Below are 18,813 nucleotides of genomic sequence, written 5' to 3'. Positions count from 1 at the left end.
GTTGCCCTCGGCATCGGTGCCGTCCCACAGCAGACGCGTACGCGTGTCGTGGGTCACGACTCCGTCAGCGCCGGCAGCGAAGAAGCCGTCGGGGTTGCCGGTCGGAATCATGACGACGGTGACCTCTTCGAGGTACTTCACGAGCTCCGGATCATCGGTGAATGCGAGGTCGCGCATGAGCTTGAGGCACGCCTCACGGGGCGCTTCCTCGTTGCCGTGCTGGGTGCACGTCACCATGGCGGTGTTCGCCTCATTGAGGTCGGCGCGCGCAGCGGGCTTGTCCGCTCCGACACGGACGAGGTGCAGGTCACGGCCGAGCGTCGACTTGCCGAGCACGTCGAATTCGACGCGATCAGTCGTGTCCGCGAGGGTGTTGAGGAACGCAAGCTCCTCCTCAGCCGTCGTCCACGTCTCGCCGTCAACCTCGCCACGCGACTCAAAGCCGGTCGTGGGGATGGTGTCGGCGCAGGTGTCGGTTCCGGCAATCTTCACGTCGGAGTACTGAGCAGCCTCATCGAGGATGTACGGGATCATCGGGCGCGACTTCTGCGCCAGGCTCACCTGGTAGCCGTCGGCGGTCTTATCGACGACAACGTTGTGGCCCGCGAGCTGCTCGCGGACCGTCTCGTATTCCGCACTCGTCAACGGGTAGCAGGCGGGAGCCGGGTCGAGGGTTGCGAGCGGCTTGCCGCCGGGCAGCGTTCCCACGCCGTCGTTCGGGTTGCCGTCGGGAACGACGCCGCCGACGAACAGCGGAGTGCGATCCTTCCCTGCCTGGATCTGGTTGTCCTCGTACTTCTTCGCCATCGCCGTGACGCGCTCAACGTTCTCGGCGTGGTAGCCGAGCACATCCTCCATCGCGGTGGTCTGCACGCGCACGCGATCCTTGTTGTCGAGGAAGTTCTGGTTTGACTCGAGCAGCACGCTCACGGTGCCGCGCAGGCCAAGTGCGTTGCGCAGGATGCGCTCGTCGCCGCCGCTGAGGTAGTAGCGGCCGTCAAAGCCCGCAGCATCGCTTCCGGCAATCGCACCGTCCACGAAGTCCTTCGCAAGCTTCCAGACGTCCTCGGGCACGTTCGCGTTACGCGGGTACAGGAACTCGGCGTCACCGTTGCGGCCAGTCGGGTTCGAGTTCGGTCCGGGCTTCGGCCCAACCGGGCCGCGCTGCGGAATCTCGTGTGCGTCAAGCGCGACGTGGGGCGTGAACTCGCTGAGCAGCGACGACATGAGTCGCCCCTCGACGGTCTTCAGCGCGAGGTGGTCGCGGTTTGGATCGGTGCCGGGAGCGGGGTTGCCCTGCGCGTCCACGCCGTCCCAGAGCACACGGGTACGCGTGTCGTGGGTGACCACACCGTCAGCACCGGCGGCGAAGAAGCCATCGGGGTTACCGGTCGGGATGAGTACCACGGTGACCTCTTCGAGGTACTTCACCATCGCGGGATCCTCGGTGAACGCGAGGTCCCGCATGAGCTTCAGGCAGGCCTCACGGGGTGCCTCTTCGTTGCCGTGCTGGGTGCACGTCACCATGGCGGTGTTCGCCTCGTTGAGATCTGCACGCGCTGCGGGCTCAGCGCCCACGCGCACGAGGTGCAGGTCGCGGCCAAGCGTCGACTTGCCGAGCACGTCGAACTCGACGCGGTCAGTCGTGTCCGCGAGGGTGTTCAGGAACGCGAGTTCCTCTTCCTCGGTCGTCCACGTCTCGCCGTCGACCTCGCCACGCAGCTCAAAGCCCGTCTTGGGTGCGTCGGCGGGAACAGCCGCGGCGGCTGCCTCGCGCTGAGCGGCCTGGGGTTCGGCGGTCTCCGAGGAATCTGTCTGCGACGTTGTTTCCTCGGCAGCTGCGTCCTGCGGCGCTACTTCGGGTGAGTCTTCTGGCGCTTCTTCTGCCGGCGCGTCAGCGTTGGCTGCGCTCGTGTCGTCGTCGGCGACGGGTTCGGGTGCTTCGGTTCCGGCTTCAATGGTGCCTTCGTTCGGGCTCTCCGTGACCTCGCTGAGGAGGCTGGCATCGACGCCAGTATCCTGTGCGAGTGCGACGGACGGCCCAGCGAAGACACCCGAAATGAGAACGCCAGCAACGACATACATTGCTAGCGGTCGGGATTTGACTGCCACTGAGTTCCACCTTCTTTCTTCATTTGGGTATTGCACTTCACGCCGGTGTGGGAGGTGCAAACTCTGGGCGCTTCACTGGGGAGTGAGCTGCGCCGCAAGACGCCGGAAGCGCAGTTGAGGAGGCCGAAACGAGCGCGAAACCGCGGTGTGGGCGGTGCGGGCAGACTGGCTGAGAAGAGTTGACACTGCTGGCGAGGGGGTCTCCCGTAGCCAGTAGCTCCATTGCGCTGTCAACATACTTATGGAAGCTATAGGTTTCGTTTAGGCCCCAGCTACGCTCTTGAGGGAACCTTGAGGCTCGTGCCGCAATGCCACAGTTTTTCCTCCTCCTCGTTATCCGTGGGGTCCTTGCGCACCGGACTCAAGTCGGGCACGCGAACTGCAAGGCTCGCCGCTGGGGCCATTTTGGGCGGTCGTCACTCGCTCGGGTCGGCGGCGACTCGGCGCGAGATCCAAGGCAAAATCCCTCGCGCAAACCCCGTGCTCGCCATAGTCTTAGGTCAGGGGACGGGGAGCGAGAGACGCTGTCAGCCCACTGCGCATCGAAGGGTGACGAACATGAGCGCACGGGAGCGCGCACTGCGCTGGACAGTCGATGCGCTGTCCTCGGGACAGCACGTCGAGGTGCAGGGTGTTGCGGGAAGCGGCCGGTCGACGCTGCTCCGCGAGCTTGAGACGCTCCTCATCGAGGATGGCTGGATCGTGCGCTGGGTGCGCGGCATCCAAGCTCTCAGCACGGTGCCGTTCGCAGCACTCGCGGTGCAGGGAGCCTCGCCGCACGACGGTCAGGCAGGATCGCCTTCCCAGCAACTCGCCGCCCACCTTTCGGCCCTCCGGCGCGAGCTCACTGGCGAACGTTGCGTGCTCCTCGTCGACACTGTCGAGGAGGTCGACGACGCCTCGTGGGGCGTCGTCACGGCAGCTTTGGAACTGCAGCCAGAGCTCAGGGCCGTCACCGCACGGCATATCGCGGACACGCCACGGCAGACGGCGAGGCGACTCCACTCGCTGTCGCTACAGATCCCACCGCTCACGTTTAGGGAACTGCGGGCTGAGACCGAGGCTCGCCTCGGCGGGCCGATCGAGCACGTCTCGCTCGGCCAGATATTCGCCCGCTCGGGCGCGCTCCCTGGGCTTGCTCGCGACATCGTCGACGCTGCGGTGCTCAACGGGAGCCTGCTGAGGGTGCACAACACCTGGGTCATGCAGGGAGGCCTGTGGTCGCCGGAGCTGTCTGGCAGCGTCGCGCGACTGCTCTCCGGGTTGCCGGAGGCGGATCAGGACGCGCTCCAGCTTGTCGCGATCACTGGTGTGTCTGACCTCGAGACCATACGCCGACTCGTCGACCAGGGCGCGATCGAACGCCTCGAAGCGCACGGGCTCATTCGCGTCTTCATCGTCGAAGACAGACCAAGGGTCACTGTTCACCCACCGCTCCTCGAGGACTACTTCAGGCACCAACCATCTCTCGCCAAGCGCAGCAGGCTCATCGCCCTGCTCGGCGCAGGATTCGAGGGTGACGCCCGCGTTCTCCACGTAACCGGGCTTATCGAGCCGGTCGTCACCGCCCAAGAAAACGCAGTGATCGTCAGGCTCGTGCAGGAGCAATCGCGCACCAGCATGCACGTCGCCGTCACCGAGTGGCAGGCCCGCCCGAACGCGACAACGGCGGCTGCGGCAGTGCGCGCGATGACCACCGGTGGGGCGAGCGACGACGAGGTCGAGGCGGTGCTCACCGCGGATCTCACCGCGCCGCAGGATCCCGTCGCCCGCACACGGCTGCTGCTGCTTCGCGCCGAATGGGTAGCCTGCGCGAAGGGGGACCTCGACGGCGCACTCGCGCTGCTGCACGACGGCGGCACGACCACACGCCTCCAGGCGGCCGTCATCGACGCAAGCACGGTGTCACTCGAACACGCTCTCCGCAGTGTGCCGGGCGACTTCGGCGAGCGGCTCGCGGTCACCGACGAAGTGCCGGCCGAGGTGCAGATCCGGATGCTGCGCTCACGCACCGTCGCGAACACGTCGAGCGGAAACTTCTCCGCAGCGGACCTCACGCTGCACGAGGCCGAGAGCGTGAACCTGCGACTCGAGGACTTCGCACTCGACTCCCTTCGCGGCGTCGTACACATTGGGTTCGGTGATCTCGAAGCGGCGATTCGCTGGTCGCGCCGCGGCTACCGCGATGCACTCGTCGCGCTCGATGTCGATTCGATCCGCAGCCATGCTGCCGTGCTCGTCTACGCACTCGAGTCGCAGGGCCGCTACGCCGAGGCGGAGGAGGTGCTCGCCACCGTGATCCCGCTCGCCCATCGCGCGAGTACGATGTCAACGCTCGCCGCGGAACTCGCTATCCAGGGCTGCGCCGCCCTGATCGCGGCCCGCCGAGGCCGCGATCAGCAGGCCGAGCGGCACCTTGCCGTCGCCGCGGGCCTCGGCCTGCCCGGCGTTCCCCCGCTCCACCAAGCCCCCGCCGAGGCCGAGGCACAGCTGCTCATTGCTCGCCAGCAGCGCGCCGCGGCGGCCGATCTGCTCTGGTCGCGCGGTGCGGATTTGAGCGCCCGCGGCTACCGCTTTCCCGGAGTTCTGCTCTGGCTCGCCTCGCTCGAGGTCGCACAAGACGCGGACCGCCTCGCGCAGCTTCGACTCGCACTCCCCGCGGTGGAGGGCGAATTTGTTCACTCCTACGCCGCAGCCATCGAGCATATGCACAGCCCCGACAGCGCCAATGCGGTGCTGCTCGCGAAGCGCCTCCACGCAGCAGGGCGGACGGGGCTCGCCCTGTCGATCCTCGACCTCACTCTCGAAGACGCGAAGGGCGATACGGCCGACGCCGTCAGGCGCGAAAGCGAGCGCATACGCGAGGAGTCCCCTGGCGTCGTGTTCGAGACGGGGCGGTTCCAGCCGGGTCGCCGACGGCTCACCGACCGCGAGACCGAGGTCGCGAGGCTCTTGGCCGAGGGGCTCTCGAACGCGCAGATCGCCGAGCGGCTGGTCGTCAGTGTGCGCACCGTCGAGAGCCACGCGCATCGCGTGCTCCGCAAGCTCGGCGCGGCAAACCGTCACGCGATTGCGCAGCTGCTGGCGGCCTCGGAAATCTGAGCAGCCCCGAACCGATGCGTGCGGGGGCGGCGGCATCGACCGCTGACGCCCGGCACCGGAACTACGTAGACGACAGCAGCTGACCGCTGAGCTTCGCCTACGCTCCCCCGATTCCGCGCCCGCGACCACGGAGGGCACCCGCGACGAAACCTACCGTTGAACTGTGACGACGTGGCGATTGCCGAGACACCTCGACAGCACCACTGAGCACAACTATCCACTTCAACGATTGGTGCCAGACATGTTCCCCTTCGCAGCACAGACCCGACTCCGCGGCGGCTCACTCGCTTGCGGGACCGTACTGCTCATCGCCGGGCTCGGATTCGCCCCGACTCAGGCAAGCGCACTCGATGACCTCTCAGAGAGCGTGGCCTTCGGCTTTACTGGATCCACCGAGGAGTGGGTCGTCCCCTCGGGCGTCACCGAGCTTGCCCTTGTCACCCGGGGCGCAAGCGGCTACTTTTCGGACTCCTCCCCCGAGGCAGGAGGCCTCGGCGCCACGGTCACGAGCACGCTTGAGGCGCAGCCAGGCGACACGCTGACCGTCACTGTCGGTGGCGCAGGGCAGCTCGTCACCGGCGGGTTCAATGGCGGAGGTGACGGCGGCGTACAGCCAGGCGCTGGTGTACACGGTGCCGGCGGCGGAGGCGGCGCGACGAGCGTCACCCTCGACGGTGTTCTCGTACAGATCGCGGGAGGCGGCGGCGGTGCGAGCTACTCAGGTGGACAGTTCTCGACGAAGAACGGCGGCGGCGCACTCTCCACGCGGTTTATGACGCCGGGCGGCAGCGCAGGCGAACACGGTGAGGCGGGCACGGTGAGTGCCCCCACCATGCAGCCGCCGATGCCCACGCTTGATCCGGTTCCCGTCGAACTCATCGGCAGCGGCGGCGGCGCGGGTGGAGCCGGCGGCAGCGCCGGCACAGCGGGCTTCGCTGCCGACGGATACGCCTGGCTCGCGGGCATTCCCGGCGAGGCCGGGTCGGCTGCCGCAGGCATCACTGTTGGCCAGGGAGGCACCGGCTTCGCCTGGGAAACCGCGGGCGTCACCAACGTCGCCAACTCTGCCGGCGGCGGGGGCGGCGGGGCAGTTGGCGGCGGAGCCGGCGGCACAGGCGCGAAGCACCCGGCCGGAACGGGCCTCGGCCTCACTGCGTCGCTCGCGGGGTCGGGCGGCGGTGGATCGAGCATGGGGCAGCCAGACGCAACCTTCGAGAGCGGTGTGATCGTCGGTAACGGCAGCGCCGAACTCAGCTACACCGTCGAGGAGGACACTGAACCCCCGGTGACCGAACCACCCGTCACGGATCCCCCCGTCACGGACCCTCCTGTCACGGACCCTCCTGCCACTGATCCCCCCGTCACCGATCCCCCGGTCTCTGATCCCCCGGTCTCTGATCCCCCCGTGGCTAACCCTCCTGCCTCAGATCCGCCCGCGGCAGCTCCCCCGGTAGCTGATCCCCATGCCCCCGCAGCCGGCGACGGCGACGCAGGAACCCCGCAGCGCGGAAGCAGATCACTTGCCACGTCAGGCGGCGCGTCGAGCGCAACGGCTCTTACCCTCGGAGCGAGCGCGCTGCTGGGCGGTGCCCTGCTTCTCCTCCGGTCGCGTCGGAGCCACTCCTAACCTCAGCCGGTCGCCAGCCACCGGCCGCCATGGATTCGCCGAACTACGGAGGACTGCCGAACAGGAGTGCCCGCCACGTTGCATCTCGCAGCGGGGCGGGCACTCGCTGGTCTCGGGCCCTAGCGGGGAGAGGCTGCCCAGTCGGACACGCTCGCCGCCGCACCAATGGCGTCGGTTCCGAGCACATCCGCCATGGTCACCGGGCCGAGATCCGGGCGGGCGGCGGCCTCGATTGCGGCGAGCGCCGCGAACTCCCCCGTGGCGCGCGATTGCCCGAAGCCGGAAGCAGCGAGCATCTCTCCGGTGCGGCAGTTGGTGACGGCGACGCGCCAGCGGTCGTCGCCCCAGTGCGGGGCGGCGGCGAGGATCCCCCGCAGACTTGGGATCGCCCCGACGAGCGCGAGGCCCGCGGTGCCGAGCGGGCTGCCGAGCGCGAGATAGCTGCGGATCGTCGCACCAGTGCTCGCGAGCAAGACGTGGTCGGGGAAGTCGGTGCGGAGGTAGCGGCGCAGCCTCCCGTCGAGCAGGAATCTCCGCTGTTCCCGGAAGTCTCGCACCGGCCTCCCCTCGGGGGCGAGGTGAATGTCTCGCCCGGCAAGCTCCGCGGTCCAGGCGACGGCGGCGGGGCCGTGCACCTCGCCCGTTCCGAGTAGCACGGCGACGTCGAGTTCGTCGCCGGGGTGTGGATCCAGCGCCGCGGCCAGTACCGTGCTCACCCCGGGCGCGATCCCTGCCCCGAGCACCAGCGTGACGCCGCCCGGCCGGTCGCGCAGGCGGGCGAGGTACGCGGTGCCTGCGGAAGTGTCGACGTAGGGGATCCCGCTGAGCTCGGTCGCGAGCGCTGGATCCTCTCTGCCAGACGCATCGATGACCGCATCGCACTCGCGGGCCACCTCGACCATGCGCGTGCGCCCCGCACTCGTGGTGAGATCGAGTTGCACACTTCCGGGCGAGGTCGCAGAGCGGCTGCCCGCAAGCGCCTCGTGGCCGCGCGCACGAAGGGCCGCGACCGCAGCGGATCCGACCGCACCCGTTCCGCCGAGGACGAGCGCCCTCATCCCTCGTTCCCCGTGCGAGCTCGGCGGTGTGCAAGAGCAAAGTAGAGCTTCGTGAGCCCGGGGACCACCCAGATCACCGCGACGGGGACGACCGCGGCCACCGTGATCGCGGTCACGAGCAGCGTCGGCCAGCTCGCAAGCAGCGGCTGGAAGACTGCTTGCGCAATCGACACCAGCGGGAAGATCGCGAGCCAGGTGATGAGCAGGCGCGCGGGGAGTGGAATAGGGGGCATGACGTTCTCCAAACGATCGTTTGGAGAAAGCATATGTGCCCGATGGGGGAAATTGCAAACGATCGTTTGGAGTTGGTGTACGCTTGCGACATGGCCTGGGACACGGAGCAGACGCAACGCCAACTTCTTGACGCCGGCGCGACGCTCTTCGCGCGCCACGGCTACTCAGGCACGACCATGGATGCAATCGGGCGCGAATCCGGCATCAACAAGGAGCGCGTCTACTCCTACTTCGGCTCGAAGAGCGGCTTCTTTGCCGCGGTCCTCGACGACCAGCTCGCGACCCTGCTCGAGGCGCTCCCCATCTCGGGCGACGGCCCGGCAGCCGTCGGCCACTATGCGCTCGCGCTGTTCGACCGACTCGAAGCACGGCCAGAACTCGCCAGACTGCTCGCGTGGGAGAGCCTCGAGCTCACCGAGGCGGTTGCCGTCGAGTGCCGCACAGACAGCTGCGCCGCGCTCGCGACAGGCCTGACTGCGGCGCTGCCCGGAACCACCCAGGCGGACGCCGAGCAGTTGCTCCTCTCGGTCGTCACACTTGTTACAGGGTGGTGGACACTCTCCCGCGTCGCCGACACGATCCTCACCGGCGACACGACCCCGGAAACACGGCGGGAGACGCTCCGCCAGAACGCCGAGGCGCTTGCCGCGGGAGCTGCGTCGGCTACGGCGAGCGCGGGAGCTGCGGCGAGCGCGCCGCCCGCACCGGCCAGCTAGGCTTGAGCCATGCGCATCGCTACCTGGAATGTGAACTCGATCCGCACTCGATTCGGTCGCGTCGTCGACTGGCTACAGCGCGAGGATATTGACGTCCTCGCGATGCAGGAGATCAAGTGCCGCCCCGACCAGTTCCCCGTCGAAGCTTTCGAGCAGGCCGGCTACCACCTCGAGATCAACGGCCTCAACCAGTGGAACGGGGTCGCATTCGCGAGCCGCCACGAGATGACCGATGTGGCTCGCGGGTTCGACGGCATGCCGGGCTTTGGTAAGCCCATCAAGGGCCAGGAAGAGGTGCAGGGCACGGGGCCGAACGGCCTCCCACTCGAGGCTCGCGCGCTCGGCGTCACCGTCGGTGATCTGCGGCTTTGGAGCCTGTACGTGCCGAATGGCCGCTCGCTGGAGGATCCTCACCTCGACTACAAGCTCGAATGGCTCACCGCGCTCCGCAAGAACACCGAGGCATGGCTCGACGAAGACCCCGACCTCCCGCTCGCCCTCATGGGCGACTGGAACATCGCACCGTTCGACGCCGACATGGGAGACCCCTCGTTCGTGCAGGGGCGATCCACCCACGTCTCCCCCGCCGAGCGGGCTGTGTTCGAGTCATTTGCGCCGCTCGTGAGCGACGTCGTGCGACCAATCGTGCCCGAGGGCTACACATTCTGGGACTACAAGGCTGGCCGGTTCCAGAAGGACGAGGGCATGCGGATCGACTTCATCATGGGATCCGACGCCCTCGCCGACACCGTGACGGGCGCGAGCATTCACCGCGATGAGCGCCGCGGCGACGCCCCGAGTGACCACGTGCCGGTTGTGGCCGACATCGACCCGTCGCTGCTTGGCGGCACCTTCGAGGACGAGTACGACCGCCCGATGGTGTTCTAGGGGCTGGCTGGCTCGGCGGCGCATTCCCCGCTGCACCGATCCACCGATCCACCACGCCACCCCGATCCGCACCACCGCGCCGCAACTCCTGGTCGCTCCGCGCCACCGGCACCGTGTTTCCGCGCCCGGGAATGGCGCAATCTGACCAGGAGTCGAGGAATTCTGCGGCTCGGGAATAGTTCTCAGCTTGTGCCGTTACATTTATATGCAAGCGCATGTAAATGTGTGGATCGGGTCCCGCTCGAGCACCGCACTCGTGCACCAGTTCAGGAACCACCAAGGAGCACACCATGGAATTCGGAATCTTCTCCGTCTCCGACGTCACCCGCGACCCCGTCAGCGGCGAGACCCCCAGCGAGGCCGCCCGCATCAAGGGACTCGCGAAGATCGCGACCCACGCAGAAGAGGTCGGCTTCGATGTCTTTGCCATCGGCGAGCACCACAACCCCCCATTCTTCTCGTCGAGCCCGACGACCTTCCTCGCGCACATCGCTGCGCTCACGAAGACGCTGAAGCTGTCGACGAGCACGACGCTCATCACCACGAACGACCCCGTGCGCATCGCCGAAGAGTACGCGATGCTGCAGCACCTCGCGGACGGCCGCATGGACCTCATGCTGGGCCGCGGCAACACCGCACCCGTCTACCCGTGGTTCGGCAAGGACATCCGCTCCGCGCTGCCGCTCGCACTCGAGAACTACAACCTGCTGCACCGCCTCTGGCGCGAGGACGTCGTCGACTACGAGGGCAACTTCCGCACCCCACTGCAGGGCTTCACCTCGACGCCCCGCCCGCTCGATGACGTGCCGCCGTTCGTCTGGCACGGCTCGATCCGCACCCCGGAGATCGCCGAGCAGGCGGCCTTCCACGGCGACGGCTTCTTCTCGAACCACATCTTCGCGCCGTCGGCACACTCCTTGCGGCTCGTCAACTTCTACCGCCAGCGCTACGAGCACTACGGCCACGGCACCGCGAAGCAGGCGATCGTCGGCCTCGGCGGCCAGGCGTACGTCGCGAAGAACTCGCAGGATGCGGCGCGCGAGTTCCGCCCTTACTTCAACGAGGCCCCCGTCTACGGCCACGGCCCCTCGCTCGAGGACTTCACGAGCCAGACGCCGCTGAGCGTCGGCAGCCCGCAGGAGATCATCGACAAGACGCTCTCGTTCCGCGACATGTTCGGCGATTACCAGCGCCAGATGTTCCTGGTGGATCACGCGGGCCTCCCCACCGACACCGTACTCAAGCAGCTCGACCTGCTCGGCTCAGAGGTGCTCCCCGTGCTCCGCGCGGAGCTCGCGAAGCTGCGCGACCCCGAGGTGCCCGAGTCGCCGTCGCACGCCGACCTTGTGCAGGCAAAGTACGGCGACGGCGAGGTACGCCAGCCCCGCCCGAACCCGAACCGCGGCGACAACGTCACGGGCGGCTCGCCCTACCAGGACAGCAAAGCCCCGGCGGGCGCAGCCTTCGGGCTGTAGTCCAGGATCCGCACACACCAGACCGCTTTCACCCCCGAGAGGCGCGCACCATGAGCAGCAACAGAACAGACATCCGGCTCGCAAACGAGGCCTGGGAGTCACTCATGACTGCCCACGCGCGCCTCTCGGGCGACTTTGGGGCGAAACCGATCTGGGGCGAGGCGAGCATGCGCGAGTACGACGTGCTCTACACGCTCGTGAAGCGGGGCGAGGCGATGCGGCTCTGCGACATCCAAGAGGACGTGCTGCTCAGCCAGCCGGCCCTATCGCGGATGGTGGATCGACTCGTGCAGCGCGGCCTCCTCGTTCGCAAGCCCGATCCGGAGGACGGCCGGGCCGTGCTTGTCGAGATTAGCGAGGAAGGGGCGCGCGTGCAGCGCGAGGTTGGGCGCGCTCACGGCCGCGACATCGGTCAGGCCATGCGGGCACTCTCCCCCGACGAACTCCACGAGCTCACGCGGCTCACCCAGAAGCTCCTCGCAGCAAGGCCCGAATAGCTACACGCGCTCGCAGACGCGTCCCCAACTCGCGCGGGCCCAGGCCCGCCCCACACACTTGAGACTCTCTGAGAAAGCAGCACCATGACCAACATCAAGCAGCTCGTCGTCGTGAACGCGGGCACCAGCGACCCCTCGACCACACGCCTGCTCGCCGACCGGGCCACGACCAAGACGCTCGCAGAGGCGAAGCGACAGGGCATCGAGATGGAAGCCCGGGTCATCGACCTGCGCTCGCTCGCGGGCGACATCATGGCGGCGCTTACCACGCAGCTCGTCTCAGCTGAGCTCGAACGCGCGACCGAGATTCTGCGCGACGCAGACGCGATTATCGCAGCAACCCCCGTATACAAGGCAGGCGCGAGCGGGCTGTTCACCGCCTTCTTCCAGGTGCTCGACAACGACCTGCTCATCGGAACCCCCGTGCTGCTTGCCGCCACCGCGGGCAGCGCCCGGCACTCGCTCGTTGTCGACGATCAGCTGCGCGGGTTCTTTGCCTACCTGCGCACGGTCACCGCGCCCACGTCACTCGTAAGTAGCCCCGATGACTGGAACAGCGGCGAATTCGGCAAGCGGGTGGATCGCGCCGCGACCGAGCTCGTCGCACTCGTCGCGGGCGGCTTCCGCGAGAGCGCACGCGGCGCGGGCTGGGGGAGCTACCAGCACTCTTACGGGAGCGCGGGTGGAACCGAGCTCGGGATCGACCTCGACTCAGACCTCATGCGCCTCGCCGCCGGCGGGAAGTAGGGCGGCTGGCACTTGGTGGCTGGCGGCTCCGCCCGCTGACTGGTGGCTGGCGGGTACCGTCAGCCACCAAGCAAGCTTTCTCCCCATGGCTAAGTTTGGGATCAAATCGGAGTTTTTTCTCCACATTTCAGGTTCCGTGCTGCACACCCCAGGCATCAGACGTAGTGTAAAACTGTCCGAATCGTCGAGGAGGAGTGATGCCGCAGTACTTCGAAAGCCTGGTGACCCTGCTCGGCGCGTTCCTCACGATCGCTTCGCTCGGGGGAATAGTGCTCGGGAGCAACCGCAGGCTTGAGCGGCGGCTTGGCTCCCGGCTCGAGGCGCGTATGGACGCGGGTGACGCACTGCTTGACAGCAAGTTTACGGGCCTGTTCGTCGCGCTCGACACCAAACTGACTGGGCAAATCACCGCGCTCGACACCAAACTCAGCGAACGCATCGACGCACTTGATTCCCGGCTCAGCGGTCGGCTCGATTCGACCGACGCTCGACTTGAGAGGATCGACGACCGAGTCTTCCAGCTCTCGGAGCGGCTCGCACCGATGCCCGGGCCCGCGTCAATGCCTGCTCCCCCAACTCCGTCTGAAACGCCTGCGCCACCAACTTCCGTTGAACCGCATGCACCTACCGCCCCCTAAACCTCGCCGGGGATTCCTCGTGACTCCCCCGACTCCCCAGGCGATCTTCCACAGCATCGCGTACGATCAGCCCATGAGCGAAGCAGCCGACACAGCCCAGCACGGACTCCTCATCAGCCCGGAAGAGCTCCACGCACTCCTCGCGGCCGAGGCGGCCGGACCGGCCAGCTCGGCCGCAGCGAGCGGACCACGCACCCGAATACTCGACGTCCGCTGGGCGCTCGGGGCTCCAGCTGGACACAGCGAATACCTCGAAGGCCACATCCCCGGGGCCGTCTATGTTGACCTCGAGTCGGAGCTTTCCGACCACGGTCCGGCAACGCTCGGCCGGCACCCGCTGCCCGGAGGCGAGGCCCTGACCCATTCGGCACGGCGCTGGGGGCTGAACCCCGAGGACTCAGTGGTGGCGTATGACGGCGGTGGCAACTTCGCCGCTGCCCGGCTGTGGTGGGTGCTGCGCGACGCGGGCTTCACCCGTGTACGGCTGCTCGACGGGGCTCTCCCCGCGTGGCGGGCAGCGGGCTACCCGCTCGAACAGGCTGACCCCAGCCCCGCGCCCGGCACGGTGCGGCTGGCACCCGGACACTCCCCCGTTCTCGATCTTGCCGACGTCTCGCGCTTCGCACGCGAACACACGCTCCTCGACGCACGCGCCCCCGAACGCTACGCGGGCGAAACCGAGCCGATGGATCCGGTGGCGGGCCACATCCCCGGCGCAAAGAACCTCCCGACCACGGGCAACCTCGATGCACACGGCTTCTTCCTCCCCGCGCACAAGCTGCGCGAGCGTTTCGCTGCGGTCGGCACAGACGGCGAAGAGGGCGGGCCAATCGCGTTTTACTGCGGTTCGGGCATCACCGCGAGCCACGCGCTCTTCGCCTACGAACTAGCGGTCAGCGCGGGCGACGCCGACCGCCCCGAGACTGCCAGCGGCACCACCGCCCCAGCCGCCCTCTTTCCGGGCTCCTGGTCGCAGTGGTCAAACCACCCAGACCTGCCCGTGGCGACGGGACCCACGCCGTAGCGCAGGTCCCGCACCCCGCTAGGCGAGCCGCCCGGCGGCCCGCGACCGCACGATCACTGTGTCCTCCATGTAGGCAACCGGCAACTCCTCAAGAGTGAGCACTTCAACGGTGCCCGGATCAGCCCCGGCTTCGACCGCACGCGCGGTCGCCTCGGCGCGGACGATCGCGACCGCCTCCTGCCGGCTCGTTTCCCGCAGCGAGAACACCTGCTCGGCCTGCCCCGCGACGTCGCCAAGCGCGGCCCCCACGGCGTTCGCGGCCCCCGAATGCTCCGGGCGAATCACCTCGGAGACGCCAGCGAGCTGCTCGGGTGAGATCAGCGCACCGCCGCCGACCAACACGATGGGCACCGGCGCAGCGCTCGGCTTCATCTGGTCGATTGCCTCCTCGACGAGGGTGCGGATCGCGAGCTCACCGGCAGCGACGAGCTCCGGGGCAAGCTCGGGCGCAGAACGGCCGGGAATCTTGAGGCGACCGACCGCCATCGCGACGTCGGTCGCGGTGAGCGTGCCGCCGCCGAAGGCGAGGGCCTCTGAGGCGATCCGATAGCCGACGCTGTCAGGCCCGAGCACGATGGGAGCGTCAGCGGGGGCACCGTTCACGCCGAGCCCGCGCACGATGGTGCCGCCGCCGAGCCCGACCGAGAGCACGTCGGGCATCCGGAAGTTCGTGCGAATCCCACCGATCTCGGCGGCGTGCGATGACTGGCGGGGGAAGCCACCGACGAGCACGCCGATGTCGGTGGTCGTGCCCCCGATGTCGACGACGAGCGCGTCGGTCACGCCGCTCAGGTGCGAGGCACCACGAATCGAGTTCGTCGGGCCGCAGCCGATCGTGAACACCGGGTAGCGCAGCGCGTAGTCGAGGCGCATGAGCGTGCCGTCATTCTGGCCGAAGTAGATATCGGCGTCGATCCCGTGCGCCTCAAGCGCCCGCCCGAAGCCCTCGGCCATGTCGCCGAGCGTGCGGATGAGCGCCGCGTTGAGGATCGTCGCGTTCTCGCGCTCAAGCAACCCAATCGAGCCGACCTCGACCGAACGCGACACGGGAACCCCGAGCACCTCCTCGGCGATCTCGGCGGCGCGCAGTTCGTGCGCTCCCGCGACTGGCGAGAACACCCCAACAACTGCGACGGCGTCGACCTCGCCGCGCATGCCCTCCGCGGCCGCCCGCACCGCTGCCTCGTCGAGCGCGCTAATCTCGCGCCCGTTGTACTCGTTGCCGCCGGCGATCACGTGCGCGGGACCCGCAACGGCCGCCCGCAGATCCTCGGGCCAGCCCTCAAACGGCGGCACCGCGGTCGTTGCCGGGCCGCCGAGTCGCAGCACCCCCACGCGCCCGAGTCCGCGCCGCTCGACGATGGCGTTGGTGCAGTGAGTCGTGCCGAGCATCGCAGCGCGCACCTCTCCGGGCGGAATCATCGCGGCTTCGAGCACCCGGTCGATCGCTTCAGCGACGCCGTCGCCCGAGTGTGACTGGGTCGGCGTCTTGATCGCTGCGACGACACGGCGATCCGCGTCAAGCACGATGGCGTCGGTGTTCGTGCCGCCGACGTCGATTCCAATGCGGTAGCTCATGCGTGCGCCTCCCTGCGTGCGGCGGCAGTCGCCGCGAGTGTTTCTACCGGGGTGAACGGAACGTCGTAGCCGAAGTAGCCTGGGCCCGCGGTCTCGATGCCTCGCTCCGTGCGCCACAGCGGGTTACACGGGAACGCGACGATGGTGACGCGCGCGCCGTAGCGAAGCGTCTCGGTGGTGATGGGGTGGCCCGTCGACTGGTCGAGCACAGCAATGAGGTCGGGGGTAACCGCGGCAACCTCGCCGTCGCGCTTGGCGAGCAGCATCTCGTTCTGGAAGGAGAGTTCGAACTGCGATCCGCGATCCTCCCCCGTTCCCGCGAGCTCGGCCCGGCCGCGCGTGAAGCCGCCGTCGACCACCCGTTCGATCTCGGTGACCTTGCCATCAAACAGCCGGAAGCCTCCGAGCTGTTCGAGCATCGCGCCGATCCGCTCGTCGTCACGCAGCTCAGAGCTGCGCAGCATCTTTCCGATATCACGCGCCATCGTGAGGGTGCCGGGGATCGCGCACTCGCGCGCGACAGCACCGGGGTAGGCGTAGTCGATCATCGTCGCGGATCCGCCCATCTCGAACGTCAGCACGCGAGCAAGCCGTTCAGACCACGCGCCGTTCACGGGGTAGGAGAGCACGGCGTTGCCCTGCGCGTCGACAAGCACGACCGCGCCGGGACCGTAGCCCGCGAGGTGGAAGGTGACCATCTGCGCCTCGGGGAAGGCGCGGCCCATCGCGTCGCCGTCGAGAATGGGGAGCCCGCGCTCGGCCGCGGCCGCGATGGGGATCATGGAGTTCCCGCCGCCGATCTCAATCGGCATGATTGCGGCAATCTTGCGGCCCGTAGTCTGCTCGAGCATGTCGAGCGCCCGGCCGACCTCCTCCTCGCCCGCGATGCGTTCGATCGACACTGAGGGCGCACCGATCATGCCGATGGGCACGACGAGTCCCTCCGGGTCGAGGTCGTCGACCTGGAGCACCGGCACACTGCCGTTGAGCCGGATCGCACGCTTCGCGTGGAGCGAGCCGACGTGCGGGTCACCCCCGCCGCCCGTGCCGAGCACGGCGGCGCCGATCGCGATGTCGTCAATGTCGGGCTCGGTGATCACTGTGAGGCGTGCTGCGGTCATCGTGCGTCTCCCAATGCCCCGGGAGCGGGGCGGTAAAAGCTCTGGTTTCTCTTGCTTGCGTCCGCCGCGTTGCTCGCGTGCGGCGCGGACGGCCCTGACGGAGCGGCTGGCCCGTCAATCCGTGCAGCGCCCGCGGAGGCTGAGGGATCCCGATCCTCCCTCGACTTCGAGCGCAGCAGCCCGATCAGCGCGTGCGTCACGAACGCCGCGAGGATCGCGTCGAGCGCCGGAATCGTCGTGAGGCTGAAGAGCCCCAGCCCGAGCCCATCGCCCGGCTGCGTTGTTGCGACGCCGACTGCGCAGCCCACGCCCCATGCGACGAAGGCCCAGCCGTCGATCGCGGGCGCGTGCTCGCTGCCCAGGCGGAGCCTGCTGCGCCGTCTCGTGAAGTACTCCGCGAGATACACGCCGCCGTAGGGCGCGATGAACGTTCCCATGAGCGAGATGAACGGGATGAAGGCGTCATAGATTCCGAGCAGTGCCGCACCGATCGCGATCGCTCCGCCCACAAGCGTGAGCGTGCGCCGGCTGACGCGCGTGAACACGACCGACAGGTTGAGCGCGGCCGAATACAGGTTGTTCGTGTTCGTCGTCCACTGCGCGAGCGTCAAGACAATGAGGGCGAGGGCGCCGAGGCCGAGCATGAAGAACATGCGCATGAGATCCTCAACCCCCATCACGCGCGACAGTACAAGCGCGACGATGACAATGAGCGAGTTCCCGACGAAGAAACCGACGAAGCCCGCGGTCATTGCCTGCTTCGGGGTGCGCGCCCACCGGGCGATATCTGGCGAGATAATCACACCGAACACGAAGATGCCCATCACGAGCGAGACCGCCCCGCCGAAGCTGAACTGCGCGGGCACCGCGGAGAAGAGATCGCCGGTGCCAAACTTCACGAACGCGAGCACGACGGCGAGCATGAGCAGGCCGATCAAGAGCGGCACCGCCCACGAGCTCAGGCGCTGGATCGAGCGATACCCCCAGAGCGCGGTGAGCACCATGAGCACGCCGCCCACGACCGTGAACACGTGCACCGGAAGGTCCAGGCCGACGAGTTCATCGACCGCGATCCGCGCGTTATCTGCGAAGAACCCGGTCTGCACGCCGAACCATCCGAGCGACGAGATCGCCATCGCGATCGCGATGACGCGGCCGCCGATGCTGCCAAAAACGGAGCGGGAGAGCATCGCGCTCGTGAGCCCGGTAGCCGCGCCCACATACGTGCAGGCCATCGCGAGGAGACCGAGCAGCACTGAGCCGAGGATCGTTGCGGTGAGCGCCTCAGCAAACGGCAGCCCGTTGCCGAGCTGCACGCCCATGATGGTGCCTGAGAGGTCGATGCCGACGGCGATCCAGATCCCGGCGATCGGGAGCCAGTGCTTGCGTTCTTCGGCGGGAACCGTGCCGAGTTCGTAGTCAGAGCGCGCCTGCCGAGAGCGGGCGTCGCCCTTCGGGGAAGCTGCTGGGGGAAGCGAAGTGGTCATTCAGTGGTCTCCGTGGACGGGGTTGGATCGAGCAGCCGCTCAAACACGTCCCACGTCTGGGTGAGGTGCTCGTCGTAGAGCACGGGCGGGTAGTGCGCCATCTGGAGGAAGAGCCCGTCCATGAGGGCAAGGAAGTGGGACGTGAAGGCCTCCGGCGGCATGCTGGTGAGCTGCCCGAGAGAGACGCCTGCGAGGTATATCTCGCTGACGGCGGCCGAGAGCTCGATGTCCCACACCTGAAATGCCTCGGCCATGCCTCGCTCCCCCGCCAAGTTTCGGCTGAGGGTCGTGCGCAGGTGAAGTTCGAAGAGTTCGGGGCGCGCGCGGTAGAACTCGCGCACTCCAAAGAGGATCTGGCGAAGTGCTTCGCGCGGGGCGAGCGCTTCGGCCGCGGCGATGAGGCCTCTGAAGTACTCGCGGTGCTCGGCGATGGATCGCTCGTAGACCTCGGTGTAGAGCTGTTCTTTGTTCGCGAAGTGCGCGTAGATCGACGGTGCCTTGATGCCGAC

At 67.9% G+C, this 18,813-nt stretch carries 16 protein-coding genes; 9 read left to right on the top strand and 7 right to left on the bottom strand.

The features are described from left to right. A partial coding sequence (locus ACI1US_RS10495; RefSeq protein ID WP_461640266.1) for a M14 family zinc carboxypeptidase occupies window positions 1-2,112 on the bottom strand: 2,112 nt, incomplete at its 3' end. 558 nt (window positions 2,113-2,670) lie between these two features. Between ACI1US_RS10495 and ACI1US_RS10490 the strand changes: the two genes are divergently transcribed. Both ACI1US_RS10490 and ACI1US_RS10485 read left to right on the top strand, forming a co-directional pair. Beyond that, on the top strand, window positions 2,671-5,214 hold the full coding sequence (locus ACI1US_RS10490) for a helix-turn-helix transcriptional regulator (protein ID WP_461640264.1): 2,544 nt from the start codon (window positions 2,671-2,673) through the stop codon (window positions 5,212-5,214). A gap of 241 nt (window positions 5,215-5,455) precedes the next feature. Beyond that, entirely contained in the window at window positions 5,456-6,841 is a 1,386-nt protein-coding gene (locus ACI1US_RS10485) for a hypothetical protein (protein WP_461640262.1), read from the top strand. A gap of 119 nt (window positions 6,842-6,960) precedes the next feature. On the opposite strand, the gene ACI1US_RS10480 is transcribed toward ACI1US_RS10485, so the two are convergent. Both ACI1US_RS10480 and ACI1US_RS10475 read right to left on the bottom strand, forming a co-directional pair. Continuing rightward, window positions 6,961-7,899, bottom strand: a complete 939-nt coding sequence (locus tag ACI1US_RS10480; protein ID WP_461640260.1) for an NAD-dependent epimerase/dehydratase family protein — start codon at window positions 7,897-7,899, stop codon at window positions 6,961-6,963. After that, window positions 7,896-8,132, bottom strand: a complete 237-nt coding sequence (locus ACI1US_RS10475) for a hypothetical protein (protein WP_416550011.1) — start codon at window positions 8,130-8,132, stop codon at window positions 7,896-7,898. Before ACI1US_RS10475 ends, ACI1US_RS10480 begins: the two co-directional genes overlap by 4 nt. 90 nt (window positions 8,133-8,222) lie before the next feature. On the opposite strand from ACI1US_RS10475, the gene ACI1US_RS10470 reads away from it, so the two are divergent. The 7 genes from ACI1US_RS10470 (at window position 8,223) to ACI1US_RS10440 (ending at window position 14,118) form a co-directional block, all read left to right on the top strand. Beyond that, the gene (locus tag ACI1US_RS10470; protein ID WP_416550010.1) at window positions 8,223-8,849 is read left to right on the top strand and encodes a TetR/AcrR family transcriptional regulator; all 627 of its coding nucleotides are present in this window, start codon (window positions 8,223-8,225) and stop codon (window positions 8,847-8,849) included. A 9-nt stretch (window positions 8,850-8,858) separates the two neighbouring features. Then, the gene (locus tag ACI1US_RS10465) at window positions 8,859-9,737 is read left to right on the top strand and encodes an exodeoxyribonuclease III (protein WP_416550009.1); all 879 of its coding nucleotides are present in this window, start codon (window positions 8,859-8,861) and stop codon (window positions 9,735-9,737) included. Window positions 9,738-10,027: 290 nt separating this feature from the next. Beyond that, window positions 10,028-11,212, top strand: a complete 1,185-nt coding sequence (locus ACI1US_RS10460) for a CE1758 family FMN-dependent luciferase-like monooxygenase (RefSeq protein ID WP_416550008.1) — start codon at window positions 10,028-10,030, stop codon at window positions 11,210-11,212. A gap of 50 nt (window positions 11,213-11,262) precedes the next feature. Further along, a complete protein-coding gene (locus ACI1US_RS10455) occupies window positions 11,263-11,709 on the top strand; it encodes a MarR family winged helix-turn-helix transcriptional regulator (RefSeq protein WP_416550007.1) in 447 nt (148 codons plus the stop codon). Between the two features lie 84 nt (window positions 11,710-11,793). After that, window positions 11,794-12,456, top strand: coding sequence for a CE1759 family FMN reductase (locus ACI1US_RS10450; RefSeq protein ID WP_416550006.1), 663 nt, complete (start codon window positions 11,794-11,796; stop codon window positions 12,454-12,456). 197 nt (window positions 12,457-12,653) lie between these two features. Continuing rightward, window positions 12,654-13,094, top strand: coding sequence for a hypothetical protein (locus tag ACI1US_RS10445; protein WP_461640255.1), 441 nt, complete (start codon window positions 12,654-12,656; stop codon window positions 13,092-13,094). Window positions 13,095-13,167: 73 nt separating this feature from the next. Continuing rightward, window positions 13,168-14,118, top strand: coding sequence for a sulfurtransferase (locus ACI1US_RS10440; protein ID WP_461640253.1), 951 nt, complete (start codon window positions 13,168-13,170; stop codon window positions 14,116-14,118). Between the two features lie 18 nt (window positions 14,119-14,136). On the opposite strand, the gene ACI1US_RS10435 is transcribed toward ACI1US_RS10440, so the two are convergent. The 4 genes from ACI1US_RS10435 to ACI1US_RS10420 all read right to left on the bottom strand — a co-directional run. Then, window positions 14,137-15,696, bottom strand: a complete 1,560-nt coding sequence (locus ACI1US_RS10435; protein ID WP_461640251.1) for a hydantoinase/oxoprolinase N-terminal domain-containing protein — start codon at window positions 15,694-15,696, stop codon at window positions 14,137-14,139. Then, window positions 15,693-16,817: a DUF917 domain-containing protein gene (locus tag ACI1US_RS10430; protein WP_461640249.1), complete on the bottom strand. Its 1,125-nt coding sequence runs from the start codon at window positions 16,815-16,817 to the stop codon at window positions 15,693-15,695. The genes ACI1US_RS10435 and ACI1US_RS10430 overlap by 4 nt, the downstream gene beginning before the upstream one ends. Then, window positions 16,814-18,304 carry a cytosine permease gene (locus ACI1US_RS10425; protein WP_461640247.1) on the bottom strand — a complete coding sequence of 497 codons (1,491 nt, stop codon included), beginning with the start codon at window positions 18,302-18,304 and terminating at the stop codon, window positions 16,814-16,816. The genes ACI1US_RS10430 and ACI1US_RS10425 overlap by 4 nt, the downstream gene beginning before the upstream one ends. Then, a partial coding sequence (locus ACI1US_RS10420) for a TetR/AcrR family transcriptional regulator (RefSeq protein ID WP_461640245.1) occupies window positions 18,301-18,813 on the bottom strand: 513 nt, incomplete at its 5' end. The genes ACI1US_RS10425 and ACI1US_RS10420, both read right to left, overlap by 4 nt.

Origin of the sequence: Leucobacter sp. BZR 635 (genome assembly GCF_048061935.2) — a bacterium.
Taxonomy (GTDB): domain Bacteria; phylum Actinomycetota; class Actinomycetes; order Actinomycetales; family Microbacteriaceae; genus Leucobacter.
This window is presented reverse-complemented; position numbering and strand designations above follow the sequence as displayed.